At 65.4% G+C, this 24,906-nt stretch carries 24 protein-coding genes and 2 pseudogenes; 14 read left to right on the forward strand and 12 right to left on the reverse strand.

The window, feature by feature from the left end; all coding sequences use genetic code 11:
• Window positions 1-115 precede the first annotated feature (115 nt).
• Complete coding sequence (locus QM693_RS29395) at window positions 116-340, forward strand: hypothetical protein (RefSeq protein ID WP_283331838.1); 225 nt, start codon at window positions 116-118, stop codon at window positions 338-340.
• Window positions 341-782: 442 nt separating this feature from the next.
• On the opposite strand, the gene QM693_RS29400 is transcribed toward QM693_RS29395, so the two are convergent.
• From QM693_RS29400 to QM693_RS29410, 3 genes are all read right to left on the reverse strand, one after another.
• Complete coding sequence (locus QM693_RS29400) at window positions 783-1,559, reverse strand: VOC family protein (protein WP_283354080.1); 777 nt, start codon at window positions 1,557-1,559, stop codon at window positions 783-785.
• A 227-nt stretch (window positions 1,560-1,786) separates the two neighbouring features.
• Complete coding sequence (locus QM693_RS29405) at window positions 1,787-2,032, reverse strand: hypothetical protein (RefSeq protein WP_283354081.1); 246 nt, start codon at window positions 2,030-2,032, stop codon at window positions 1,787-1,789.
• Between the two features lie 233 nt (window positions 2,033-2,265).
• Window positions 2,266-2,529, reverse strand: a complete 264-nt coding sequence (locus QM693_RS29410) for a DUF389 domain-containing protein (protein ID WP_283331835.1) — start codon at window positions 2,527-2,529, stop codon at window positions 2,266-2,268.
• Window positions 2,530-2,572: 43 nt separating this feature from the next.
• Here QM693_RS29410 and QM693_RS29415 point away from each other — a divergent pair, with 43 nt between their 5' ends.
• Window positions 2,573-2,836: a hypothetical protein gene (locus QM693_RS29415; protein ID WP_283354082.1), complete on the forward strand. Its 264-nt coding sequence runs from the start codon at window positions 2,573-2,575 to the stop codon at window positions 2,834-2,836.
• 158 nt (window positions 2,837-2,994) lie between these two features.
• Window positions 2,995-3,449: pseudogene (locus QM693_RS29420) on the forward strand (DUF6537 domain-containing protein); the annotation flags it as partial.
• A 14-nt stretch (window positions 3,450-3,463) separates the two neighbouring features.
• Here the strand turns inward: QM693_RS29420 and QM693_RS29425 are convergent.
• A complete protein-coding gene (locus QM693_RS29425) occupies window positions 3,464-4,231 on the reverse strand; it encodes an RraA family protein (protein ID WP_283331833.1) in 768 nt (255 codons plus the stop codon).
• Between the two features lie 139 nt (window positions 4,232-4,370).
• Between QM693_RS29425 and QM693_RS29430 the strand changes: the two genes are divergently transcribed.
• Window positions 4,371-4,856, forward strand: a complete 486-nt coding sequence (locus QM693_RS29430; RefSeq protein ID WP_283331832.1) for an Lrp/AsnC family transcriptional regulator — start codon at window positions 4,371-4,373, stop codon at window positions 4,854-4,856.
• Between the two features lie 43 nt (window positions 4,857-4,899).
• Here QM693_RS29430 and leuD read toward each other — a convergent pair whose 3' ends face one another.
• Genes leuD through QM693_RS29445 form a run of 3 tightly spaced genes read right to left on the reverse strand, consistent with a single transcriptional unit; the run spans window position 4,900 to window position 8,337 of the window.
• Window positions 4,900-5,496, reverse strand: a complete 597-nt coding sequence (gene leuD / locus QM693_RS29435) for a 3-isopropylmalate dehydratase small subunit (RefSeq protein ID WP_283331831.1) — start codon at window positions 5,494-5,496, stop codon at window positions 4,900-4,902.
• A gap of 31 nt (window positions 5,497-5,527) precedes the next feature.
• A complete protein-coding gene (leuC, locus tag QM693_RS29440) occupies window positions 5,528-6,928 on the reverse strand; it encodes a 3-isopropylmalate dehydratase large subunit (RefSeq protein ID WP_283354083.1) in 1,401 nt (466 codons plus the stop codon).
• 59 nt (window positions 6,929-6,987) lie between these two features.
• Window positions 6,988-8,337 carry a 2-hydroxycarboxylate transporter family protein gene (locus QM693_RS29445; protein ID WP_283354084.1) on the reverse strand — a complete coding sequence of 450 codons (1,350 nt, stop codon included), beginning with the start codon at window positions 8,335-8,337 and terminating at the stop codon, window positions 6,988-6,990.
• An 875-nt stretch (window positions 8,338-9,212) separates the two neighbouring features.
• Here QM693_RS29445 and QM693_RS29450 point away from each other — a divergent pair.
• Window positions 9,213-9,458 carry a hypothetical protein gene (locus QM693_RS29450; protein WP_283354085.1) on the forward strand — a complete coding sequence of 82 codons (246 nt, stop codon included), beginning with the start codon at window positions 9,213-9,215 and terminating at the stop codon, window positions 9,456-9,458.
• Window positions 9,459-9,573: 115 nt separating this feature from the next.
• Here QM693_RS29450 and QM693_RS29455 read toward each other — a convergent pair whose 3' ends face one another.
• Complete coding sequence (locus QM693_RS29455) at window positions 9,574-10,176, reverse strand: Rv1733c family protein (RefSeq protein WP_283354086.1); 603 nt, start codon at window positions 10,174-10,176, stop codon at window positions 9,574-9,576.
• 307 nt (window positions 10,177-10,483) lie between these two features.
• On the opposite strand from QM693_RS29455, the gene QM693_RS29460 reads away from it, so the two are divergent.
• The 3 genes and pseudogenes from QM693_RS29460 to QM693_RS29470 all read left to right on the forward strand — a co-directional run bounded on the left by QM693_RS29460 (window position 10,484) and on the right by QM693_RS29470 (window position 13,191).
• Window positions 10,484-11,365, forward strand: a complete 882-nt coding sequence (locus QM693_RS29460) for a hypothetical protein (RefSeq protein WP_283354087.1) — start codon at window positions 10,484-10,486, stop codon at window positions 11,363-11,365.
• 196 nt (window positions 11,366-11,561) lie between these two features.
• Window positions 11,562-12,032: a hypothetical protein gene (locus tag QM693_RS29465; RefSeq protein WP_283354088.1), complete on the forward strand. Its 471-nt coding sequence runs from the start codon at window positions 11,562-11,564 to the stop codon at window positions 12,030-12,032.
• 448 nt (window positions 12,033-12,480) lie between these two features.
• Window positions 12,481-13,191: pseudogene (locus QM693_RS29470) on the forward strand (IS6 family transposase).
• A 363-nt stretch (window positions 13,192-13,554) separates the two neighbouring features.
• Here QM693_RS29470 and QM693_RS29475 read toward each other — a convergent pair.
• The 4 genes from QM693_RS29475 to QM693_RS29490 all read right to left on the reverse strand — a co-directional run bounded on the left by QM693_RS29475 (window position 13,555) and on the right by QM693_RS29490 (window position 17,848).
• The gene (locus QM693_RS29475; protein ID WP_283354089.1) at window positions 13,555-14,334 is read right to left on the reverse strand and encodes an enoyl-CoA hydratase/isomerase family protein; all 780 of its coding nucleotides are present in this window, start codon (window positions 14,332-14,334) and stop codon (window positions 13,555-13,557) included.
• 314 nt (window positions 14,335-14,648) lie between these two features.
• A complete protein-coding gene (locus tag QM693_RS29480; protein ID WP_283354090.1) occupies window positions 14,649-15,677 on the reverse strand; it encodes an acyl-CoA dehydrogenase family protein in 1,029 nt (342 codons plus the stop codon).
• Entirely contained in the window at window positions 15,677-16,828 is a 1,152-nt protein-coding gene (locus QM693_RS29485; RefSeq protein WP_283354091.1) for an acyl-CoA dehydrogenase family protein, read from the reverse strand. Before QM693_RS29485 ends, QM693_RS29480 begins: the two co-directional genes overlap by 1 nt.
• A gap of 240 nt (window positions 16,829-17,068) precedes the next feature.
• A complete protein-coding gene (locus QM693_RS29490; RefSeq protein WP_283354092.1) occupies window positions 17,069-17,848 on the reverse strand; it encodes an SDR family NAD(P)-dependent oxidoreductase in 780 nt (259 codons plus the stop codon).
• Window positions 17,849-18,762: 914 nt separating this feature from the next.
• On the opposite strand from QM693_RS29490, the gene QM693_RS29495 reads away from it, so the two are divergent.
• From QM693_RS29495 to QM693_RS29520, 6 genes are all read left to right on the forward strand, one after another.
• Window positions 18,763-20,133 carry an MFS transporter gene (locus tag QM693_RS29495; protein ID WP_283354093.1) on the forward strand — a complete coding sequence of 457 codons (1,371 nt, stop codon included), beginning with the start codon at window positions 18,763-18,765 and terminating at the stop codon, window positions 20,131-20,133.
• Window positions 20,134-20,275: 142 nt separating this feature from the next.
• A complete protein-coding gene (locus QM693_RS29500; RefSeq protein ID WP_283354094.1) occupies window positions 20,276-20,755 on the forward strand; it encodes a PaaI family thioesterase in 480 nt (159 codons plus the stop codon).
• A gap of 131 nt (window positions 20,756-20,886) precedes the next feature.
• Window positions 20,887-22,521, forward strand: a complete 1,635-nt coding sequence (locus QM693_RS29505; RefSeq protein ID WP_283354095.1) for an AMP-binding protein — start codon at window positions 20,887-20,889, stop codon at window positions 22,519-22,521.
• A complete protein-coding gene (locus tag QM693_RS29510; RefSeq protein WP_283354096.1) occupies window positions 22,521-23,285 on the forward strand; it encodes a crotonase/enoyl-CoA hydratase family protein in 765 nt (254 codons plus the stop codon). The genes QM693_RS29505 and QM693_RS29510 overlap by 1 nt, the downstream gene beginning before the upstream one ends.
• 116 nt (window positions 23,286-23,401) lie before the next feature.
• Window positions 23,402-24,712 carry a cytochrome P450 gene (locus QM693_RS29515; RefSeq protein WP_283354097.1) on the forward strand — a complete coding sequence of 437 codons (1,311 nt, stop codon included), beginning with the start codon at window positions 23,402-23,404 and terminating at the stop codon, window positions 24,710-24,712.
• Window positions 24,709-24,897 carry a ferredoxin gene (locus QM693_RS29520; protein ID WP_283354098.1) on the forward strand — a complete coding sequence of 63 codons (189 nt, stop codon included), beginning with the start codon at window positions 24,709-24,711 and terminating at the stop codon, window positions 24,895-24,897. The genes QM693_RS29515 and QM693_RS29520 overlap by 4 nt, the downstream gene beginning before the upstream one ends.
• The last annotated feature ends 9 nt before the right edge of the window (window positions 24,898-24,906 follow it).

Below are 24,906 nucleotides of genomic sequence, written 5' to 3' on the forward strand. Positions count from 1 at the left end.
GGTCGCACGGCCCGCCCGCGATCGTGGACCCGGTGCGCGGCCGGCCGACTGACTGGCGAGGTGGTGCAGATGGTTGGCGACGCCCTCGCCATCGTGATCGACGATCGTCGAGGCGGTGCGCGGGAGGTGGCCACCGAGTGCGGCGGCGCTGCGCGTGCGGGACTGGACCGGCGATGACGTGCTCGCCGACCAGCTCGACGCCGCGTTGGGGACGTCCCCGACACCGTTGCTCCGGCCACTTGCGGGCGACCTCGACAAACTCACATCGGTGCTCGAGGGAGACCCCGTCGACGGGGGCGACCGGATCGATTTGAAGACGCCGACACGTGGCCGGCGATGATCGCGGACGACCCCGACCGCTGGCTGTCCGTGCACTGCGCCCGATCGCGGGCGAGTCACCGTGACATGGCGTCGTTCATTGACTGGTCACCAACTCGGCTCCTGCACCGTGACCTGGCCCGATCCGTCGGCACCGCGCGCCGGCGCGGCTGGCCCGCCCATCCCACACACGGAGCAGCGATGTAGGACAGCCGTCGGTGCCGACCTGCGCGACACCGGGGCGGGTGATGGGACTTCACAGCATCGCGTTCAGTGCCGTTCGCGCAGTTCGCTATGCGGGATTTGCACGTCAGACCGAGGTTGTCATCGACTGCCCCAACCGCGGGAGCCCACTTCACCTCGGGAACCACCCACAGACCGGCACGTCCTTTCCTCACTCGGACGCGACGCTTCGACCAGCGCCCGCACTTCCCGAACCGGATAGCTACTTCTCCGAGACCCCTCTACCCCTGCCCACCCGGCAGAGGGGAACCTACCGTGAACGTCGCCCCGAACGGATCGGTGACATCGGCGGTCCGCCCGTACGGCATGTCCGTCGGGTCCTGCGCGGTGCCCCCGTTGGCCCGGGCGGCGGCAACGGCGGCGTTCGCATCGGCAACCTGGAAGAGCGTGCCCCAGGAGGACTCCGCGGCGGCCGGGTCGCCCACGATGCCACCGATCTCGTGCCCATCCGGCCTGCGCAGGAAGGTGAAGTCCACTCCGGGCAGGTCGTCGTTCCCGTCCAGCGTGAAGTCGAACACCGCCGCGTAGAAGTCCCGCGCCGGGCCGGGATTCGGGGTCACCAAGTCGTTGCGCAACAACGTGTTCGGCTCGTTCACGAGCTCGCAGCCGACGTGCGCCCGCCCCTGCCACAGGCCGAACTGCGCACCGGACGGATCCCGCACCATCGCCATCCGACCCTGGTCGGCGATGTCCATGGGCTCCATCAGCACCGTGCCGCCCGCGGCTGCGGACCGAGCGACCGTCGCATCGAGATCGTCGGTCGCCAGGTAGACGTTCCACCAGAACTCGGTGGCGTTCTCGTCGGGATTCGGCATCAGCGCGGCAACCTTCCTGCCGCCGAGCAGACACATCGTGTACCGCCCGTACTCCTCGGGCCCCACGTCGAACTCCCAGCCGAAGACCGCCCCGTAGAAGGTCATCGCCCGGTCGAGGTCGGGAATGCCCAGGTCGATCCAGGTGGGGGTGCCGAGTGGTTGATTCGTCGTGACCGCGCTCATCGCTGCTCCTCAGCTGCCGGGTACCCACTCGACGCTAGCCTGCGGCACCGACATTCGACGGCGGAGCCACGGGATTCGCTGGCCGCTCCGCGAACCCACTCTGCAATCGACAGGACGGAGTCCTTAAGGTGCAGCGCCTCAGCGGCTGCTTCTTGTCGGCGAGTGCTTTCACCAGTGGTTCACGGACACCGAGCGCGGCGAACGTCGTGTCGGCAGATGCCCGGTAGTCACCTCGCCGAGGCGTCCTTCCGGTCACCGACAGCGGGGTACCGGGCAATCAGTGGGTCGGCCATCCGACGCGCCTCGAACGGTTGCTCCTGCAGCGCCGGAACCTCCGCCCGGAGACGTTCGGCCGGGACGTTCACATCGTCGCCCAGTGCTCGCTTTCCGCGCGTTCGGCGGCGTCGGCGGTCACCTACTTCCGGTGCGTCACCCCAGCGTGTGCGGCAGCTCGACATGCTCACGCTGGGCATCGCCACAGCGTGAGCGACCTGCCCAGGCGGTGGTGACAGGGTTCAGGCCGGGCCGGTGCTCTGGGGGCGTGGGCTGCGTTGGTGGAATCGTGCCCGTTGCTGGCCCAGAAGGATCACGCCCTCGTGGATTCATCCGCCGTTGGTGGCGGGCGATGGTGACTCGGACGGCGGCGGTATGCCGGCGCGGGGTGGGAATTAGCAGGCGCGGGCGGGCGGGCCGGAGCGGGGGTGGGTTAGAGCATGCGGTGTGGGCGGGTGAGGGCCTTGGCGCGGCGCACCGAGATCCGTGACCACACCGCCTGCTGCAGACTGAGCGTGGCCCATCCGGCCAGTGCCATCCCGGTCAGGTTCAGCAGTAGCTGCAGGGTGCTGCCCCAGATCGCCGAGCCGACTCCGAACGCCGCCCCGAGCGCGATGTTCCCCGCGGCGGGGACGGTGGTGACCGAGATGAACACGCCCGTCAGTCCGCCGACCTTGGCGGAGGTCAGGGAGAGCACGCCGGCAGCCGCGGCGTGTAGCCCGACGGGAAGGCGCAGACCGATGTCCGAGAAGAAGGATCACAGTCCGAGACCCGAACCCGGTCCGCTCGGCGCGGGCGCACGGGTGCTGGTGCGCCGGCCGTCCGAATCGGCGCAGACCGGTCGGATCGTCGAGGACTACGCCGAGCTGACCGACACCGAGGAGCGCGGGCACGCCTGTGCTCCGGTGCATCGGTGGGCTGTCGCCCTCGACGACGGTCGCCTGGTCTTCGCCAACACCGACGACCTCACTGCCGACCCGAGCACGCCAGGATCCGCCGGGTAGACCGACCCTGGGCGGTGGAAAAACCACTGAGGGGCCGCGCCCCCCGAGGGGTGACCACAGCTGCAGCTGTTTCGTGAGTGACACCGTCGGCCGGAAGTCGCGGGCCGAGAGCATCTGTGGCTGCCAGTGGCGGCGTGGGTTGTCTTGGGGGACAGCCAAGCGCAGCCCCCGCCAACGATGAATATCAGCTGATGGCCTACAAGGACGAATACGAGGTCGCCCGCATGCTCACCGACCCCGCCTTCCGCGAGGCCGTGCGAGCCGAGGTGCCCGGCGGCGGCAACCTCACTTACAAGCTGCATCCCCCGGTCCTCGAGGCGTTGGGCCGGAAGAATAAGTCGGTCTCGGCCCCCGCAGCCACGCTGCACTCCGTGTGCTGGCGAAGGGTAAGCGGCTGCGGGGCACGCGGTGGGATCCGTTCGGATACGCCCTGGTGCGGGGGCTCGAACGACGCCTCGTCGCCCAGTACGAGCAGATGGTGCTGGGATTGGCGCGTGCGCTGGATGCGAGCACGTACGAGACGTCGGTCGCCGCCGCGGAGGCCGCGGATCTGGTGCGCGGCTACGAGGACGTCAAACTCCGCAATGTCGACAACTACCTTCCGCGGTGCTGAGAGTCGGCCGCGGGTCAGCGGTCGAACACCCTGACCGGTCGTTGCCGCAGCTTGCCCATCAGGTCGGCGATCGAGTCGCTCGACCGCAACTGGGCGAGCAGTTCGTGCTCGACCCGGTCGGCTTCCACGCAGATCTTCACCACGTCGAACATGCGGTCGGCCGGGATGACGGCGACCCCGTCGTCATCGGCGACGATGATGTCGCCCGGGTGGATCAGGCGTCCGGCCAGCCGGACCGGTTCGCCGATCGATTCGGTGGCGTAGCGGAACCGGGCGGCCTGCGGGGCTCGGGCCACCGACCAGACCGGCAGGCCGCTGTCGACGATGGATACCGAATCACGCACCGCGCCACCGACAATGCACCCGGCGAGTCCGGCCAGCAGTGCCCATTGCGCCGACAGCGCACCCACGACCGCGGTGTCGGCGGGGGCGGGGCAGTCGAACACTGCCACGTCACCGGGGCGGGCGCTGCTGTAGAGGTCTCGGTCGCCGAGGCGGGTACCGAGTCCGTCCGCCCTGTTGTAGGCGACGTCGCCGGTCAGTTGCCGGTACCGCAACGTCACCGCTGGCCCGCAGATCCGCTGCCCTCGGCGCAGGGGTGCGAGGGTACCGGCACCGACCGCGGCACCGACACCCAGCTGGTCGAGTGCGTCGGCGACCGCGCAGGAGACATCGGAAACCTGCGACAGGGACGTCAACAGCGCGGCACGATCGCGCTGGACGGCCGTGACAGGCGCCTGGCGGTGGAGGGCCGGCGAGACCGGAGAGGCTTGCTGGGACATCGAGTTCTCCATTCTTCAAAATAGGGGGGCGGTGTAGGAATCTGCCCCCGGTGGGCTAGTGGTAGTTGACTGGAATCAAAGTTTGAGCAATCGGTCCGGTCCGGTTCTGTCTGAGCGTTGTAGCGGGCACAATGGGGCGATGCAGTTGACCACTCCCTTGGACAAGTTGGATCTCGATCTGTTGAAGCTGATCGTCGAGGAACCCAAGGCCGGGGTGCGTGAGTACGCCCGCCGCCTCAACGTCGCGCGCGGCACTGTGCAGTCGCGGCTCGACAAGTTCTCCCGCGAGGGGGTGATCACCAGTTACCGCCCGCAGATGCAACCGACCGCGCTCGGGTACTCCATCCTGGCGTTCGTGCACCTGGACATCGCGCAGTCGATGATGGACGCCACCTGTCAGCATCTGGCCACCATCCCTGAGGTGCTCGAGGTCAATTCCGTTGCCGGAAAGGGTGATCTGCTGTGCCGGGTGGTGGCCAAGGATCACGAAGACTTCGAGCGGGTGCTGCAGGAGATGATCGCCACCGAGGGGGTCCTGCGTACCCAGTCGGAACTGGTACTCAGCCGCCGTATCGCCCCGCGGATCGTGCCGTTGCTGGAAAAGAAGCGGACCGAGACGCCCTGAGGGTCTCGGCCCGTCCAACACTGTGGTCAACGAATCGCTGTGGTCAGCGAAGCAGGGTGGTAGCCGGCAGTGCGGGGCGCCGCTGATGCTCGAAGTCGCTGATCGTGGCGGCGTGAGTGAGGGTCAGGTCGATGTGATCGAGTCCCTCGAGCAACCGCCACCGGGTGTTGTCGTCGAGTTCAAACGCCGCGGTGATCTCACCCGCCCGCACCCGCCGTTCGACGAGGTCGATGGTGACCTGGTGGCCCTGGTCGGCCTCGAGCAGTAACCAGAGTTGCTCGATGATCTCGGTCGGCAACACCACGGTGAGTAGGCCGTTGGTGAGGGCGTTGCCGCGGAAGATGTCCCCGAACCGTGGCGCGATCACAGCCCGGAATCCGTAGTTCTGCAACGCCCATACCGCGTATTCCCGCGACGATCCGGTGCCGAAGTCCCGGCCGGCGATCAGGATGGTCGATCCGGCGTACGCGGGGTCGTTGAGGACGAAGTCGGGCTCTTCGCGCCAGTCGTGGAAGAGCTTGTCGGAGAACCCGGTCCGGGAGCTGTGGGTGAGGAAGCGGACGGGGATGATCTGGTCGGTGTCGACGTCGGTGCGCCGCAGGGGTGCGGCGACGCCGGTGTGCACGGTGAACGGTTGCACGATGGTCCTCGATTCGAAAACGGTGGGGGAGTCAGTTCAAGTCGGCGGGTGCGGCCAGGTGGCCGGCCACCGCGGTCGCGGCGGCAACCGCTGGCGAGACGATGTGGGTGCGCGAGCCCTTGCCCTGGCGGCCCTCGAAGTTGCGGTTATTCGTCGATGCGGCCCGTTGACCGGGTGTGAGGCGGTCCTCGTTCAGAGCCGCGCACATCGAGCACCCGGCGAACCGCAGTCCCGCCCCGGCGGCCTCGAACACCTCGTTCAGGCCTTCGTCGATCGCTTGCTGACGCACTTTCATCGATCCGGGCACGATCATCAACTCGACCCCGGGTGCGACCTTCCTTCCGTCGAGGACGCGTGCGACTTCCCGCAGGTCCTCGATGCGGCTGTTGGTGCATGATCCGATGAACACGACATCGACCGGGAGCCCGCGGACCGGGCGTCCGGGGGTGATGTCCATGTAGGCCTGGGCGCGCTGCACGGCGGCCCGCTCGACCGGGTCGGGAAACTGGTCCGGATGCGGGACCGGATCACCGAGCGGACCTGCCTGCGCGGGCGTGGTGCCCCAGGACACGAACGGGGTCAGGGTGGCGGCGTCGATGACGACTTCCTTGTCGAAGACGGCGTCGTCGTCGCTGAACAGGGTGCGCCAGTACGCCACTTCGGCGTCCCATGCGGCCCCGGTCGGGGCGGCGGGACGACCGTGCAGATACTCGAAGGTCTTCTCGTCCGGGGCGATCATCCCTGCCCTGGATCCGGCCTCGACGGACATGTTGCACACCGTCATCCGGCCCTCCATCGACAGCTCCTCGATGGCCTGGCCGCGGTATTCGATGATGTGGCCCTGCCCGCCCGCGGTGCCGACGCGGGCGATGATCGCCAGGATCAGATCCTTGGCCGTCACTCCCTCGGGCAGCGATCCGTTCACGGTTACCGCCATGTTCTTCAGCCGTCCCATCGGCAGGGTCTGCGTCGCCAGCACGTGCTCGACCTGACTGGTACCGATCCCGAACGCCAGCGCCCCGAACGCGCCCTGGGTGGCGGTGTGCGAATCACAGCACACGATCGTCGAACCCGGATGGGACAGGCCGAGTTCGGGACCGATGACGTGCACGATGCCCTGATGCTCCTCACCGAGGCGGAACAACTCGATCCCGAACTCGGCGCAGTTCTTGCGCATCAGCGACACCTGTTCGCGGGCCGCGGGGTCGACGATCTCCTTGTCCACGGCCACGGTCGGGGTGTTGTGGTCCTCGGTGCCCAGCGTCAGGTCCGGGCGCCGCACCGTGCGACCTCTCGCCCGGAGACCGTCGAACGCCTGCGGTGTATTCACCTCGTGGAGCAGGTGCATGTCGATGTAGAGCAGGTCCGGTTCGCCCTCCCCTCGGTAAACTATGTGTCTGTCCCAGACCTTCTCGGCCAGCGTCTTACCCATGTGTTTTCTTTCTCCTCATCGAATACGTTCGCGCCGACGACATCGGCAGACCGCAGAAATCAGCCGTAGAAGTAGGCCAGGAAACCCGAAGCCGACAGCAGTACCAGCCCGCCGCCGAGGCGCGAGGTGATCTGCGCGAACGGCAACAGGTGCATGCGCCGGGTGGTGCCAAGGGTGGCGATGTCGCCGGACCCGCCGAGGTCGGTCATGCACAGGCCGGCGGTGATCGAGGACTCCACGAAGTACAACTTCAGCAGCCAACCCACGAACCCGGCGGTCAACGCGGTGGTCAGCACGGTGGCGACGGTGAATGCGAGATAGGCAGGGCGGGAAACGAGTTCGGCGATCTGCTCTATGTCGATCAGGGATACCCCGATGCCGACCAACGCTGCCGGCACCCACAGCTTGGCCACGAATTGGTACCACTCGGTCGTCGACTCCTCGACCTCCTGCGGCAGCACACCCGACAGCTTGATCGCCGCGGTGAGCAGGATGACCCAGGCGTAGAGGTGCACCGGCGGAACCGCGGCCTGCAGCATCGCGCCGACGAGGTAGATGGCACCGGTCATCAGCAGGCCGGTGCCGAGGCCGCTGATCGTCAGCGGACGCTTGTCGGTCAGCGCGGCGACCTGCTCCGGGGTGGCCTTGATCCGCAGCATCTCACCGTGGCCGTTGAAGCCGACGAACAGCTTGGTGCGTCGACGGGTCAGGTTGGCATAGACCGATGCCAGCACGATGCACAGCAGGTTCGCGCAGATGATCGGCGGCACGATGCTGGACATGTACTGCTGGGCGTCACCACCGATCGTGTCGGCGTACATCTGCGACAGCGGGATCGCACCCCCGGAGATGCCGCCGGCCATGATCGGGATCGTGACGTCGAGGATTGCGGTCTTGAATCCGAAACCGGTTGCTGCGGCGATCGTCCCGATGATGGTGACCACCAGCGCGAATGCCACCACAATCACCGCGCAGAACCGGCCACCTGCCTTGATCAGGAATCGGCGGTCCATCCCGAGGATGCTGCCGGCGATGATCGACGCCACCAGGATCTCGACGAATCCGTACCCGGTGAACCAGTTCTTGACGATGTCCGAGAAGCTCTCCGGAACCACTCCGAAGTACACGGCCAGGGCCGGCGCGAAGACGCACAACAGCGGCCCGCCTCCGATCGCGGACAATGCCGGGGTGCGGTCCCCGATCCAGAACAGGCCGCAGCCGATGATCATCGCGATGGCCAGACCACCGAAGATGTTCTCCGGGAGCGTGCCGGTGTAGACAGCACCCAGACCGACCCCGACGAGGACGAGGTACCACGGCCAGGGCATGGACAAGATCTGGGCGCGGGAGGACCCATTTCGGGTCGACTCCGTCGCCTCCGTGCCGGGCACAGCATCCTTGATTTTCACGTTCGCCTCCTGCGCCGTGCCGGCGGGGCTGTGCCGATCACGGAAGTTTGTGGAGTGACTCAGGTCACTGGTCACGAACGGTAGCGTTTCTTGCGCCTCAATTGCCAATGCCTCTGAGTTATTCATACCAATGGACCAGCTTGCTGCGGCTAGGGCAGGCCAGGTTGGACAATTGGTCCGACTTCCGTCCGGGCACCCCCAGGTCGCCGCTGATGACCTGGGGGACCTGTCGGCATTCGCACACCTGCTGACCGCCGGTGACACGGGTGGGAGCCGTCGGCAGGAGGTGGCAGCGGTTCTTCGACATGTCGGACGGGCGGCAGTGGTCGAGCACGGCCGGGATCTGGTGGAGGTGGCAGCGGTGTTGGGGTTCGTGGTGGTGTATTCGACGGCCCGTCTTGTACGCGGAGCAGACCCGGATGTGACTCGGCGGGAACGGCTTTCCGTCCGGACGCACTGCTGTGTCGGTCTCGTGGTGATCATCGTCCGGCCGTCGAGGTCAAGACCAGCCATTGCCGGGCGATGGGGCGGTGGTTGTCGGCGTTCGTCGACGACGAACCCGAGCTTGTGGATGCTCTGCGGTCCTGCGAGGTGCAGGCACACTCTTTCGACGAGTTGTCCGGGCTCCGGGTGCGGGAACTGCGAGCCACGCTGACCGCGGGGACACCCGGCGCACCGACCGGACGCGGGCACAGCTCGGGGGTCACGGTCGCCGGGCGCGCCGCATCGCAGGCGGGGCGCGGTGGTGCAGGAAGCGGGCTGAGGTACGCTCTGCCGTCTTCGTGGGGCTGGGACTTTGTCTCACGTTGTCACTCATCCCGGCGGGGGTTGTGCTCGGTCGGCGCCACTGGGGTGGGGATGTCACAATCATTTCCATGGCCGACACGCCGAAGGAGAATCGTGGCCCGATCGTGCCGGGGGCACGGGTCCGAGTCCGGGCCGGCGGTGCTCGTTCGGCGTGGGTGTCCGGTGTGGTGGTCGACGACTACGCCGCAGAAGTGGGTACTGGTGCCCGTCACGAGTGGGCGCCCGTGCGCCGGTGGGCCGTCGCGACGGATGACGGCACTCTGGTGTTCGCCGACGATGGTGACATCGAACTTGTTGCACCGGACGAAAGCTGAGACCGACCTCCGGTTCGGTGATCCGTGCGGTCATCACAATGAGTAGACCACTCGCGGGCGGTGTGGGCGGTGCGGCGCCCCGCCTCCCTCGCGGATATCCGGCCGATATCGAGGATTATCTCGGTGGCTTGTCGAACTGTTTCCACTCGTGTGCCCAGTGCCGCAAGCGGTGTCGATTCAACAGTAGGTGTGCGAGGACGGTGGGGAAGGCGATGGCACCGGCGGCGAGTGCCCAGACTCCGCATCCAGCGGTCACCGCCACCACGGTGTTGTCCCGGGTGCTGGGGAGGGGGCCGGTGAGGTTGCCGTCGGCGTCGACGCTGATGGTGACCGTCTGACCGGCCTTCGCCGGGTTATGGGTGGGCACTGCGGCGGTGCGGTCCCCGTGGGATGTCGGCCACCGGGCGCGGGCCGTGTCCCGGGTGCCGTTGGCGCGCAGCGAGTATTCGGTGGTGTCGGGTGCGGGATAGCTGTCCTCGAGCAGGACGGCCGGCACCTGGTGCACGTCGGCGCGCAGTGCCTCGGTTTGGTGCTGCAGTCGGGTGTGCGTTGAGGTGCCGAACGCGGTGGCGACGGGAACCATGAGCAGGACCAGTATCGAGGCGAGCAGGACCAGGGTGGCCTCGACGCGGTCGCTGCGCATCAGGTGGTTGCGGCTCCACGGCCGCAGGCGCCACCGCACGGGTGTGGGTACCGGTACCGTTTCGTCGGGGCGCATTGTTCACCTCCGGCAGGATGCGTCGGCTTCTCGTTCGATTGTGCGACGGAATCCTCAGGTGGTGTGGTCCCGGCCATTGCTCCACACTGGACAGCTGACCTTACGATACTTACACTTATCAATATCGTAAAGAACGTAGTTTCGGTGGGAGCACGTCATGAGGAAAGACAGCGTCCACGCACAGCCTGAGCGCGGGCGGACGGTGAATCGGAGTGCGGTGACCGGTCGGGTGGTGTCCAAGGCGGCGGGCATTCACTCGCCCCGCCGCGGCGTTGTCGCCTCCGGACGTTCCCCCCACGGCCCGTCGATGTCTGTTCGTGCGGGGAACCGCGTCGCGCCGCACTCGATTGTCGGTGGCCGGGGAGCCGGCGGCGCGGTCCGGGAACGCCCGAAGAGCACCGCTGAGTGGCAGCGAGAGATCGCGAGCGTGGTCTCGTCGTTCGAGGCGACGTCGCGGGACGGCGGCATCGAGGTGGATTTCGAGCTTCGGTTCGATCTACGGGCCACGGGGCTGGACTTGCACTGGCTCACCGACGCGTTCCGCACCGCATTGGACGCCGCCGATCTCGCCGACACCGGCGGTGTGGTGATGCGGGCATTGTTCGACACCAGCGACGCCGACGTGGTCACCATCCAACTGCAGCGGCTACCCCGTGCCACCCGCGCCGCCCTCACCAGGGGCGGCGCGGGTGACCGGGCACCGCGTTCGGTACGCGGTCTCGCCGATCCGGCCCCGACCGTCACAGCGGACACCGAGTCATATAGACGCGGCACGGTCGAACTGGAGACCGCGACGGGCAACCTTACCTACGCGTCCCCGCTGTCACTGTCGGGCGACACGATCTCCTCGACGGAGGTCTCCGAGATCCTCTCCCCGTCCGGGAATGTGAATCGGGCCCTGGCCAACGCCAAACGGAAGACCCGTCAACTCCTCGGGCTGAAGGTCGGCAACCAGTACCGGTATCCGCTGTTCCAGTTCGACCGCGAGCGTAAACAGATCCGCCCGGTCGCCGAGCACGCGAACCGGCTGATGGAGTGCGACCTCGACCCGTGGGGGACCTTGGACTGGTGGTTCACCGAGAACCCATTGATCGGTGACCAACGACCGGTGGACCGCCTTGCCGCGCACACGCTGACCGAGGCCGAGGTGGAGTTGATGGTGGCGGCCGAGCAGATGGGCATGGACTGACACCGGTGAGCGAGCGCTACAACGGTCGACCCCCGCAGACCAGGGTGATCCCCGCGGGCACTGCCCTGCACCGGATCTCCGGTACCGGCTCCTCCTACCCGCCGAACTCGTTCAATGCCAAAGGGATCCGCATACTCGGTGACCGTTGCAGGGTCGGTTTGAGCCGATCGACGACTCTCACGGCGGGTACCTGTACGTGGCACTGTCCCTGGCCGGTGCCGTCGCGGAAGGCATCCTGCGCGACATCCCCATTCCCCGGTCGGGGATCGTGCGCCGGAAACGGCTCGCCGGCAAGACCCACACCCGCGTGGTCCTCGGCCGCGAGATCATCGTCGCCTCCCTCCTGGACGGCGGCCTGCGATCGCTGAACCTATCGGGGACGTTGGTGGGCTGTGACCGTGGCGCCTACACCTGGTCCCGCACCACCCGCCATCAGATCCTCGACGCCGACCCCAGCGTCGACGGGGTGATCTACCGCTGCCGAAACAACCCCGCCGAACTCGCCCTGATGCTGCTGGACCGCGGAACCCTCGACTCGGCCGCACTCACCATCGCCGAATCCAATGACGTACTGACCGACCCGGGCACCTTCGCCGAGGTGGTCAAGGTCCTCGACGAGGTTCACCACCTGAAATACGTGGGTGCGGGCAGCGCCCGAATTCCGTAGCCCGTTCCTCGAAAACGGACACGCACTACCGAAATTCAGGTCGACATTCGAGTAGCCTCTACTCGCCCGCCGAGGAGCAGACCTCCCACGGTTTCCTGCATGAAGCCGATGATGCATCTGATGAAATACGGAGCAGTCGATTGGATAAGGGCCTTATCAACTTCTGTCGAGATCTCCTGGATGGGAACTCGCTCATCGTTTGGGTTGCTTTGATCGCGGGGTAGCTGCCCATTGGGATTGCCGCGCGGGCAGCGTGGATGTTCATGGTGTTGGGGGTGTAGCCGAGTAGGGCCGCGAGGGATGCGGCGTCGATTTCTTTGGTCAGGTCGTGCAGTACGGCGTTGCGGATGGCTTGGATGTTGATGCCAACTTTTCGGAATCGTTGCATCAGAGTCTGTTCGGGGCACTGTCACGTTGGCGAGTTTGGCGAACTGGGAGGAGCGGTGGCGTGACGACAGCAATTCCGTCGTACAAGGGCCACCGCTACCCGGTGGAGATCATCAACCACTGCATGTGTTTGTACTTCTGGTTCCCGCTCAGCTTCCGCGAAGTCGAGGAGATGATGCTAGAACGCGGTGTCCTGTCAGCTACGAGACGATCCGGCGGTGGTGCGCCAAGTTCGGGCAGACATACGCCAACCAGCTGGGCCGACCGCGGGCGCGGCCCGGTGACAAGTGGTACCTCGACGAGGTCTTCATCCGCATCAACGGCAGCCAGCACTACCTGTGGCGGGCGGTTGACCAGCACGGCAGCGTGCTGGACGTGCTGATCCAGTCGCGCCGAAACGGCAACGCCGCCAATCGATTCTTCCGTAAGCTGCTCAAGGGTATGCAATATGTGCCTCGGGTGATCGTTACCGACAAGCTGACCAGCTACAGCATCGCCCACCGCGATTCGCTGGCCTTGGCCGAGCATCGCAGATCCAAGTCGTTGAACAACCGGGCCGAGAATTCCCATCAGCCGACCCGATAGCGGAGGCGGGCGATGAAACGCCTCAAATCGGTCCGCGCACGCGCAACGATTCCTGTCCCCTTTCAGCTCGATCACACCGCATTTCCGGCCCCGCCGGTACCGACTGACCGCGCCCGAGTGGCGCACCGAGATGGCCGGCCGATTCACGGTCTGGTGGAAAGTTACCGCGAGCGGTGTTGCCGCCTGAAACGTGCACAACCCCATAGGTGTTACGCCGCCGTGTGCTCCAAACCAATATGGAGCGCCGCTGATTCTTTCGATCAACGTGACTGTTCCCAGATTCCCGACCCGACGTGTGCTGACAGTGGCGACAGCAAAGTCGAGCGGTGAAATCGACACCTCTTTCACTGAAGGCCAAGGTGGGTGGAATGCGATCGATGCTGGTGCCGGCCGATGACGGGGGCGATGCTGCACGTCGGTGTCACGGGAGAGGGTCCGGATGTCGTAGTTCTGTCCGGTGGGCCCGGCTAGAACGCGCCCCGGATCGGCCCCTGTCCTCCTCTCGGGCGACTCCCTGCCCCTTCATAAGAAACGGTTTTGAGGCGAGAGGCTATTCGCCGACGAATGTGGGCGTTCTCTTGCTGTGGAAGGCCGCGGCTGCTTCTGCGGAGTCTCGCGTTGACTGGACGACCGCCTGTTCGGCGGCGACCATCGACAGCGAGGTCATGAAGTCGGCTCGTTCGCCGTTGCGAACAAGGCGTTTGATCGCACGGATGGCGACGGGAGGCCCGTCAGCCAGACGCCGGCAGAGGTCGTCGACTGCGGCGGAGAGGTCGTCGGGACTGTGCAGCGACAGAACGATTCCGAGGTCGAGGGCTTCCTCTGCCTCGACGAAACGTCCCGTCCACAGCAGTTCGAGTGCCCGGGCCTGCCCGACGATGCGGGGAAGCAGGTGGGCGCCGCCGTCACCAGGGATGAGGCCGACGCGAACGTAGGCTTCGGAGAACCGTGCGCGGGTGGAGGCGAGGCGGATGTCGCAGGCAAGGGCCATATCCATGCCGGCGCCGACGGCGACCCCGTCGACTGCGGCGATGAGGGGCTTGTCAAGTTCCATTGCCGCTGCGGCGACACGGTGGACGCGGTTGTGCAGAACCTCTTGGCGACCAAGGGTCGAGGTGATTTCGGCGAAGTCGTCGAGGTCGACGCCCGCGCAAAACGCGCCGCCGGTCCCGGTGACGCGGACGACGCGGACACCCGGGTCGATGCGAGCTGACCTCAGGGCCTCAGCCCACTGATCGAGCATGTCGAGGGTGAAGGCGTTCTTGCGTTGTGGACGGTTGAGGAGGATGGTTCCGATGCCGTTCTCGACGGTGTATTCGAGGTCAGCCATTGTCTGTCCTTTTCTCTGGGTGGTGGTCGACGCGGGTAGGCACGGGTGTGGTCTGTGTCCTGCGCCTCTCGCGTCACGAGGTAGGTGAGTATCGATTGGAGGCACAGAGGTAGACAACGTAGTTCTCGTGCCCGGGGCAGCGCCGAATTCGGTCTGTGTGTCGGTGGGGGATCTGATCAGCTGTAGAAGCTGCCGGCTTGCGATCTAGGGCACCGGTGCAGTGTTGGAAGGGGTGCCATAATGAGCGTGTCGAAACACATTGCCTGACCACGGAGATCTTTCGGCAGATCTGGGCGGTAGGACCTGGGGTGCCGTCATCCGGTGATGAGTCCCCAGAGGTCTTTGCGGCCGGCGGTAACGGCGGCGGTGGTGAGCGTGTCGTCCCAATGGTGGACGGAGCCGAATTCCGAACGCCACGCCAGGGCAGAGTTCGTGAACTCGTGCAAGCGGTGCTCGCGGGTCGTTCCGATCGCCCCATGAACCTGATGGGCGTTTCGGACGACGACTGACGCAGCGTGGCCGGCGCACGATCGGGCGACGGCGATGAGAAACTCGAGACTCGTTCCCGACCAGTCGGTGCGAACTGCCTGGGTGAGGGCCGCATCGGTGGCGGCACGAGCAAGCGAGGTTTCGGCGGCGATGTCAGCGACGAGGTTCTGTACGGCTTGGAACTTGGCGAGCGCCCGTCCGAATTGGACGCGTTCGGTGGTGTGGACGATTGACAGATCGAGGATGCGTTCGAGCGCCGCGCATACTTGCAGACCGCGAACAAGGGCGCCGCGCAGCCGGAGTTGATCAATCACGGCGTCGGGAACTGGTGTACCCGCGAGGGTCGTGATGTCGGCGGTGACGGTGTCGCGCGGTTCGTTCGCCAGGTTTGTGCCGGTGGCGACTGTCAGCGCGGATGTCTCGACGTCTGCAACTCGGTAGGTTCCGGAATTCCGCCACACAGTCACCACTTTCTCGGACGTCGCGGCCCACGGCACACCGGACGCGTTTCCGTTGTCGTCGAGCACGCAGACGGTGCGGCGTCTTTCGTCGCCGGCAAGTCCGGCGACGTCGAGCAACCAGCAGGCAAGCAAGTCGTGTTCGGGAAGAGGTACGCGGACGCCGTTCCACGCGGTGGCACGCAGCAGTTCCGCTGCTTCGAACCAGCTGGCGCCGCTACCGCCGTTTTCTTCCCGGCCTGTGAGTCGGACCAGGCCGAGATCCTTAAGTTGGTTCCATAGTCCCGTATCCAGTGTGGCGGTGCCGATTGTGGCTGCGTGGTGTTCCCGGTGGCTCGCGAATACCGAGGTCATCATCTCTACGAGATCCTGGTCGACGGTGGTTGGTGTGGGCATCAGCGCATCCCCAATCCTCGCGCGACTACCCCGCGCAAGACCTCGTTGGTGCCGCCGCGAAGCGTAAATCCGGGGCGTTGAACTATTGCGTCGTTCAGCATCGTTTGGTATTCGACCTGGTCTGCTGTGCAATCACCGGTAAGTAGGTCCGCGAAATCGGAGATGTCGCCTTCGGTGGACGTGCCAAGGACTTTGACCAGGGCTGCGGCGGTATCGGCGGGCTCATCCCGTTCGAGTGCACTTGCGACTGCAGTCGACATCTGGTGCAATCCAGCGATTCTCGCGACGTAGCGCCCCAGGTCGCAGTGCCGGGGCAAGGTCTCCTGGCGCATCTGCTCTGCGGTCTCGGCGAGCAGCGTGAACGTGGACAGGAAGCGCTCCGGACCGCTGCGTTCGAAGCTCAGTTCGGAGGTGACCTGCTGCCATCCGTTACCGATCTCGCCGAACACCATGTCATCTTCGACGAACACGTCGTCGAGGAGAACTTCGTTGAAGTGGTGTTGCCCGTTCATTGAGATGATGGGCCGGATGTCGATGCCGTCGGAGCGCAGGTCAACGATGAACTGGCTCAGTCCGCTGTGACGCTGCGTGGGATCGACCGGGGTGGTGCGGGCGAGGCAGATGAACGTGTCGGCCCTGTGTGCACCGGAGGTCCACACCTTGGCACCGGTAACGGACCAGCCCCCGTCGACGCGGGTGGCCTTGGTGCGCACACTCGCCAGGTCCGAACCCGAGTCGGGCTCACTCATACCGATGCCGAAGTAACACTGCCCGTTCGCGATTGCCGGAAGATACTTCCGCTTCTGGATCTCGGTGCCGTACTTGAGCAGCGAGGGTACGATCTGCCGGTCCGCGATCCAGTGTGCGGCGACGGGTGCCCCTGCTGCCAGGAGTTCCTCGGTAACACCGAACCTCTCAAAGTGGCTACGACCGTGGCCGCCGTACTCGACGGGCACAGTCATGCCAAGCCATCCGCGTGCCGCCAGTGCGCGTGTGAAGTCCTCGTCCCAGCCTGTCAGCCACGAGTCGACCTGTCGGCAGATCTCGCGTCGGGCGAGTTGGTCGGAGAGAAAGTCACGGACTTCGGCACGCAGGTCATCCAGGGCATGGGGCTCGGTGGCGACCGGAGGAACCAGTCTGCGGTTTGTCATCATGGGCTGTTCCGTTCCGAGGGAGGGGCTTGAGCAGGGATCGTCACGATGGCGCAGTCGAACAGTCGCGAGACGATAGCGGTGACCAGCGTGAGGTCACAGGTAGGAAGTCGGGCATGGTGTCAGCGTGTGCGGCGGACGGACCAGGGAGGGCTTTCGCGGCGGTGTTCACAGCGACACGGTGCTCGTGTTCGGCGAAGAGGGCCGCGAAAGGTGCTGTCCACTCGGCGCTCCGCACGATCAGCTCACCTGGTCGTTGTAGAAGAATCCTGTTGTCAGCCCACCATCGACGCACAGGGTCGTTCCGCTGACGTACGATGCCGCATCCGAAAGCAAGAACATGCATGCGCTTGCCTGTTCTTCGGGCTGGGAAAGTCGACCGAGGGGGACGTTATACAACAGGCGACGCGTGATGGACGCGTCGTCATGGGCTCGGCGAAGCAATGGAGTGTCAACACCTCCGGGGGCCACGACGTTGACCCGAACGCCCGCGCGGCCCCACTCGATTGCGGCGCTTTTGGCGAATCCGGCTACCGCATGCTTGGTGGCCGCGTACGCTGAATGGTTCAAGTGCCCCCCGATGCTATCGGTAGACCCGATAATCACAATCGATCCTCGCTGGCGCTCAACCATGCGGCGACCCACCTCGCGGGAGGTCGCGAATACACCCCGCAGGTTGACATTCACAACGCGGTCCCACTCCTCGTCCGGCATATCGACGACCGGCGTGTTCTGGGAGACGCCTGCACAGGCGACCATTCCCGCGAGCGACCCCAACTGGGTTTCCGCCGCTTCGACTGCCCAGGCCACAGCGGCCGAGTCTGACACGTCGACGGTGAGCCCGTGACACTGTACGCCACGTTCCCGCAGTTCGGTCGTCGCGCTTTCAACTGCCTCGGCGTTGACGTCCAGTACAGCGATCGACATGCCCTGTTCGGCCGCGGCCCGTGAGACCGCCATGCCGATACCGGAGGCGCCCCCAGTGATCAGGATGGCCTTTCCTTCCAGATCGAACTTCATCCGACTTCCAACTTCCTGTGAATGGATCCGGGCGAACGGGCAAATGACGCCTCTCCTGGCGAGTGGCGTCCGGGCCGCGCATCGCCTCGCACAATATACTGAGACGGGCGGAATCAAATTATATGCAACGTGTGGTTGGAAGAGTAGTCATCGGGTTGGGCGAAGGTTGACCGCGGGCGAGCGTGGTCGCTGTACGGCGATCCGCTAATTCAAACGGCGCGTAGTACGGCGCTGGTCAGGCCGGCGGGCGGGAATGCCTCGACCCGCAGTGCGGCCATGGAATTCGTTGCCGCGGTCGCCCCAACCTCCATCAGTCGGTGGTCACGGCAAGTGGGTGCCCAGGAGTTCCCCGGCATCGCTGCGAGCGCACCAGTCGGTAGCCATCAAGCCTCGGCGCTGCATCTAGCGTCCTGAGCGACGGCGGCATGCGTCGCCTTCCCTGGTGGGCGCACTTTGTGGGCCGGCTTGCCAAAGCGCAACATCGACGGTGCGGAAGCGCAATGGGTCTCCACCGGCACCGACGACACGGTCGCCCCTGTATGCGGACTTGCTGCATCGATGCTGCGCCTGCGTCGCAGAGGGCCTCCGGGCTGCGGCGCTTCCACCCGCGACGTCCGATGACCCGAGGCAAAGCGTTGACTTTGTGCTCTGGGTCACTTAATAATGATACACGCAAGCTCAGAAAGACGAGAGGCGCGGCTCCCGCAGAACGCAGGGATTCAAATCATGACGCTGACTCTTCGGCCCATGCTTTGTATTGATCTGCGGCAATGCGCCGGGGGCTAGGCGCGTCTCTGCGGTTACTCCGCGGCTCCACCCGTCCCATGGCTTTGCACCGAACATGCAGCAGCGAGGTTCGGTGATTGTTCCACCCCGTTCACCCTGGCACCGCGCCCTTCCGTGAAGGAAAGCCCATGCAGTCAGCACGCACTCACAATGTTCAGCAGATTGTGGACGACGCGCCGATATCGAAGACCCAGAAGCGCGCCTTGATCCTTACTGTCGCACTGGGTCTTGTTGATGGATTCGACAGTCTCACTCTAGGTTTCGTAACGCCTGCAATCTCGAAGGATTGGGGAATCGCGCCGTCGACCTTTACCCCAGTGGTTCTCGCCGGGCTCATCGGCATGATTTTGAGCTCTTTGTTCATTGCTCCGTTGGCGGACCGCTTCGGCCGGCGGAGGATGCTGATCGCCGGCTCGCTACTCTTCGGTCTCTTCACGTTCGCTGCGGCGTTCGCCCAGAACGTAGAACAGATGGCGGTACTTCGGTTCATCGCAGGCCTCGGACTCGGCGCCGTCCCATCGATCCTTCTTGCGTTGGGCTCGGAGTTGGCGCCGGCGCGGTCGCGCACAGTGCTGGTGACCGCAGTGAGCTGCGGACTTGCCGGCGGCGGATTCATCGGTGGGTTCGTGGCTACGCTGATGATCCCGGCGTTCGGCTGGCCGTCTGTCTTTGTTCTAGGCGGCCTCTGCTCGGTTGTCCTCGTGGCAATCTCAGTGCGGATGCTTCCTGAGTCCATCCAGTTCCTCGTCGCCACTCGGGCTCCGCGGGAAATTATCATCGAGTCCCTCTCCAAGATTGACGAGACTGTCACGGTCAATCCTGAAGACGATTTCTTCGTACCGCAGAAGGACACGGTCAAAGCCCCACTTCGATCGTTGTTCACCGATGGTAGAGCCGTGAGCACCGTTCTCCTATGGTGCGTCTTCTTCAGCGCACTTTTGTTGAGCCTCTTCATCTTCAGCTGGTTGCCCTCCGTTTTCGCAAACGCCGGTCTGGACTCCCAGCTCGCCGTCGCGTCGTCGACACTGTGCACGTTCGGCGGCCTGGTTGGTGGCTCGCTGTTCGGCATCTTCTATGACCGCGTCCGCGCAAAGTACTCGATGCTGGTCGCGGGCTTCCTTCTCGCCGCCGTTGCCATCCTCGTCACCTCCATGACCCTGGGGAACCTGGTGCCCATGCTCTTCGCGATCTTCGCAGTTGGTTTCGGCGCGATCGGCACGCAAATCTGTGTCACGGCGGTTGCGGCATCGATCTACCCGTCACCTATGCGCTCGACCGGAATCGGATGGGCATATGGCATCGGACGTGTCGGCTCGGTGGTCGGACCAGCAATCGGTGGGCTCATGCTTAGTTCGGGCATGAGCTCGAAGGCGATCTTCATGTTCGCCAGTGTGCCTGCGGCGACCGCTGCGGTTTCGCTGGCGCTGCTGGGGCTCGTGACTCTATCCAAGAGGACGGGACGCGAGGAACTTCCTCTGCCGGAGCCGGCTGCCGCCTGAGCTGAGCGGATCCCCTCCTCGTAGCGGGCATGGGCCCCGTAGGCCGGTGCCCGCTAGGCATGTTCCGGGGGCACCCGGGGTCGCGAACATACTCGGGTGACAACCGTGTGAACTATCGTTCACAGAAGTCTAGGATGCATTCATGTTTGATACCGCCATCACACCTCCGCGTCCCGGCGCCGACGAACGCTTGTGGCTGGATTGGGCCAACGGGATGGCCGTCAGCGCTTGTCTTGGGCTCGAATGCACACGGATCGACGTCGGCCGCGCCTCGTTCGTCATGGCTGGCTCGCCATGGCCCCTCAATCCGAACGGGGCAGTCCACGGCGGATTGGTCCTGGCGGCGGCCGACCATTGTTTCGGGGCCGTGACCGTGCGTTCGATCTCGGGTGACCGACTACCGGTCACCGCGACGCTGACGTCGGAGTTCCATCTCCCGAACATTGCCCCGTTGGCCTTCGACGCGCAGGTCGACCGAATTGGTCGCAGCCTCGCTTTCGTGCGGGTAGCCGTCTATGACACAGAGGGCCGCCTGACGACCAAGGTTAACGGCGCGATGGCAGTGGGGGCGCTCGCGAGGCCGGGTGGCATGGATGCCGAAGGCAGCCCGCGTCATACGTAGAGAACGACTGCTTACCGCTTCTTGACCGACTATGTGACCCGCCTTACGCTGAGACCATTCGTATCAAAATATGGAAGGGTCTGTCGCCCGTCCCGCGACCGACCCCGATACGACAGACGAAGGAGAGTTGCATGGCCCAAACGGCATTTTCCCCCGGTTGGTCGACAGGGGAACAGGTCACGACGACGGGGGTACTCCGAATCGCGGCTGAGATGTCGCCGGATACCGTGTTTCTCGATTTCAGCGGAGACGCCACTACGTACGCGTCATTCTTCACTCGGGTTATGAGTATGGCCAATGGACTGCGTGCCCGAGGCATCGGCGGCGGCGACACCGTGGTCACGGTCCTCGACAACAGTCTCGACGCCGTGACTTCCTGGTTTGCGATCAATGCCGCCGGCGCCGTGAGCGTTCCCGTCAACACTGCGTACAAAGGCGAATTCCTCCGGCATCAGATCGCTGACGCGCGTGCTCGGCTTGTCATCGCCGAATCCGACTACGCCGAACGCATTCTCGCTGTATCGCAGGGTCTGCCCGATGTTGCGCACCTGTACGTGCGCGGGCCGCTGCCGGCCAGCGGGCGGTACAGCCGACTACGGGTCGCGGATCTCGACGACCTCGACAGCGGGGATACCCGTGACCCGGGCTCGGCGCCCGACCCGTCTGATCTCTCGATGCTGATCTACACCGCGGGCACGACAGGACCGGCGAAGGGCTGCATGATCAGCCACAACTATGCCGGCAATTTGGCTCGACAGGTCACCGCGATGTCGACGCGCCGTGCGGACGAGACACTGTGGACACCCTTGCCGCTCTTTCACGTCAATGCCGCGGCTGGGTCCGTCCTGTCGACCGCGATGCTCCGGGGGACCATCAGCGTCTATCCGCGCTTCTCGGTGTCGCGCTTTTGGGATGAGATCGAGCGCAGCGATGCGAGGATGGTCAGCCTCCTCGGCGTGATGATCCCCCTGATCGCCCAGATGCCCGAGACCGATGCGATGACGCGGTGCTACGGCAAATTGCGAATCGCCCTCGGCGCACCGTTCCGGCAGGACATGGTGCGGGCCTGGCGGGAGCGATTCGGTGTCGAAGTGGCGGGCGCTCCCGGCTACGGCAATTCCGAAGCCGCGATGATCGTGTCGGCACCATTGTCTGGGAACCCGGTGCCCGACGCCTGCGGCCGTCGTAACGACGACTTCGACGTCCGCATCGTAGACGAGGCGGACCGGGAACTGCCGCCCGGCGAGGTCGGAGAGATCGTGGCGCGGCCGAAACGGCCACACGTGATGTTCGAGGGGTACTGGAATCGCCCCGAGGCCACCGCCGCAGTCATGCGCAACCTCTGGTTCCACACGGGCGATCTGGGGCGCTTCGACGAGCAAGGAAACTTCTTCTTCGCGGACCGGAAGAAGGACTACCTGCGGCGGGGCGGCGAGAACATCTCCAGCTTCGAGATGGAGTCAACGTTCCTGCGCCACCCCGACATCGCCGAAGTCGCCGTGCACTCGGTCCCGAGTGAGATCGCCGAGGACGACGTCAAGGTAACTGTCGTCCTCACTCCCGGCGCCACTCTGACGGCGGAGGAGTTGTGTACGTGGTCGATCGACCACGTCCCGTACTTCGCGGTGCCCCGATATGTCGAATTCCGGGACGCGCTGCCCAAGAATCCGGTGGGTCGAGTGCTGAAGTTCCAGCTCCGGGACGAGGGATGCACGCCGTCGACCTGGGATCGCAACAGCTCCGACCTTCAGTTGGTGAAGCGCTGATGTCCGCTGGGGTTCTGGTCGAACGTAGGGAGTCGGTGCAGGTCATCACCATCAATCGTCCCGAGGTGCGGAACGCGATCGACGAGTCTGTCGCGCATGCGGTGGCGGCCGCCGTCGACGAGCTCGATGCCGACGACGATCTGCGCGTCGCCGTCATCACGGGCGCTGGCGGGTGCTTCTCGTCGGGGATGGATCTCGCGGCATGGCAACGCGGGGAATGGCCGGTCGTCGGCGACCGCGGGCTGTGCGGAATCACGAAGTCTGCGCCGCGTAAACCTGTGATTGCGGCGGTGGAAGGGTGGGCGCTCGCCGGCGGATTCGAGCTGATGCTCGCCTGCGACCTCGTCGTCGCAGGCACGACCGCGAAATTCGGACTGCCCGAGGTCCAGCTGTCGCTCGTCGCGGGCGGGGGCGGCGCACTGCTGCTTCCCCGCCGGATCCCGTACGCGGTCGCGATGGAGATGTTGCTGACCGGCGACCCTATCGGCGGCGAGCGTGCCGCCGCCCTCGGTCTCATCACCCGGGCAGTGCCGGACGGCGAAGCATTCCAGGCGGCACTCCGGCTCGCCGACCGGATCGCACGGAACGGACCGTTGGCAGTCGCGGCGACTAAGCGAATCGCGGGGGCTAGCGCGAGCTGGACATACGCCGACGGCTGGAGTGAACAAGACTCTGCCTGGGAGCCGGTGATGGCGGCGGAGGATGCCCGTGAGGGGGTGCGATCGTTCCTCGAGCGACGGGCCCCGCAATGGACCGGGCGGTGATGACTGCTTGACATGTGACGGCAGCCACTTAGTATTGAGACATTCTGATCCAAAATGGGCGCCATGTACATCCGCGCCGAATCACCGTCGCACACAACGAGCCCAGCGGAGGACCCGTGACGACCGAACCTGATCAGCAGCAGCGCAGCGCCGTCGACTTCAACCACCACTTCCTGGCCAACGGAATCTCTCCGGAGGACGCCTACCGGGAGTTGCGGAACACCTGCCCTGTGGCGTGGTCGGAGGAACACGGCGGCTACTGGATCGTGACCAAGCATGAGCACGTGTCGACGGTGTTCCAGGACTACAAGTCGTTCACCACGACCCGGAACCCCGAGACACCCGATCTGACAAACCTGAGTATTCCGCCGTCCCCGTTCAAGATTCAGGTCCCCGAAGAACTCGACCCGCCGGACTTCCTGCCTTACCGCCGTCTGCTCAACGGCGTGCTGTCGCTGCAGAAGGTGCAGGAGGGACCGCTCAGTGCGCGCGCCCGCTACTGGGTGGACTGGCACATCGACCAGGTCATCGAAAGCGGTGAATGCGACCTCGTCTACGACTTGGCATCGCCCGTGATCGGAGCGGTCGTTCTGGAGTGGCTCGGCTTCCCGAGTGAAGACTGGCGCCGGATCAGCGAAAGCTTCCACGATGCCGTGGGCTATCCGCCGGAATCGGAACGAGCCCAGAAAGCGTTCGCCGATATCGCCGTATTCCAGGCGCGCCGCATCACTGAAGAGATCGCGATCCGCCGCCGGGAACTGGCGGATGGAGCGCCGCGTGAGGACGCCATGTCCTATCTGGTCGCCCAAAAGATAGACGGCGAGCCCATGACGGCCGAGATGGCAGAGGCGATGGTGCGCCTCCTCATCGCCGGCGGCGTCGACACCACCGCATCCGGGTCCACCTCGACCCTCGTGCACCTACACCAACACCCCGACCATCGCGAGGAACTCCGGCGAAACCCGGAACTGTGGGGCACTGCGGTCGACGAATTCCTGCGCCGGTACCCGCCGGTCCTCGGACACGGCCGCACGGTCGCCCAGGACGTCGAGGTCGGGGGCTGCCCAATGAAAGCCGGTGACCGGGTGCTGGTTAGCGAGGCGTCCGCGTGCTGGGACGAGGACGAGTTCCCACACGCCGACACCGTCGTCCTCGACCGATTCCCGAACCGGCACGTCGCCTTCGGCCTCGGCATCCACCGCTGCCCGGGGATGCACCTCGCCCGCTACGTCCTCCAACATCTGGTCGGTCAGGTCCTCGTGCGCATGCCGGACTACCTGGTCGATGAAACGGCGGCGCACCGCAACGCCAATCAGGCAGGGATGGCCGGATGGGCCAGCGTGCGCGCGACCTTCACCCCGGGCGAGCGGATCGTCACGCGACCCGACAGGCGGACGTACGGGGACCGCGTGGAGGTGACGGCATGAGGATCGAGGTGAACAAAGACGCCTGCACAGGGCACGCGCGATGCTTCATGGCGGCGCCCGAGGTCTACCAGATCGACGACTTCGGCTACAACCAGATCGGATCCGGTGACATCGCTGCCGAGTTGGAGGAAGCGGCCCGCAAGGGTGCGGCCGCCTGTCCCGAGCGCGCGATCGACATCCGCTGAACCTCAGAA

The sequence above is a fragment of the Rhodococcus sp. IEGM 1305 genome (assembly GCF_030058635.1).
Classification (GTDB): Bacteria; Actinomycetota; Actinomycetes; order Mycobacteriales; family Mycobacteriaceae; genus Rhodococcus_F; species Rhodococcus_F opacus_D.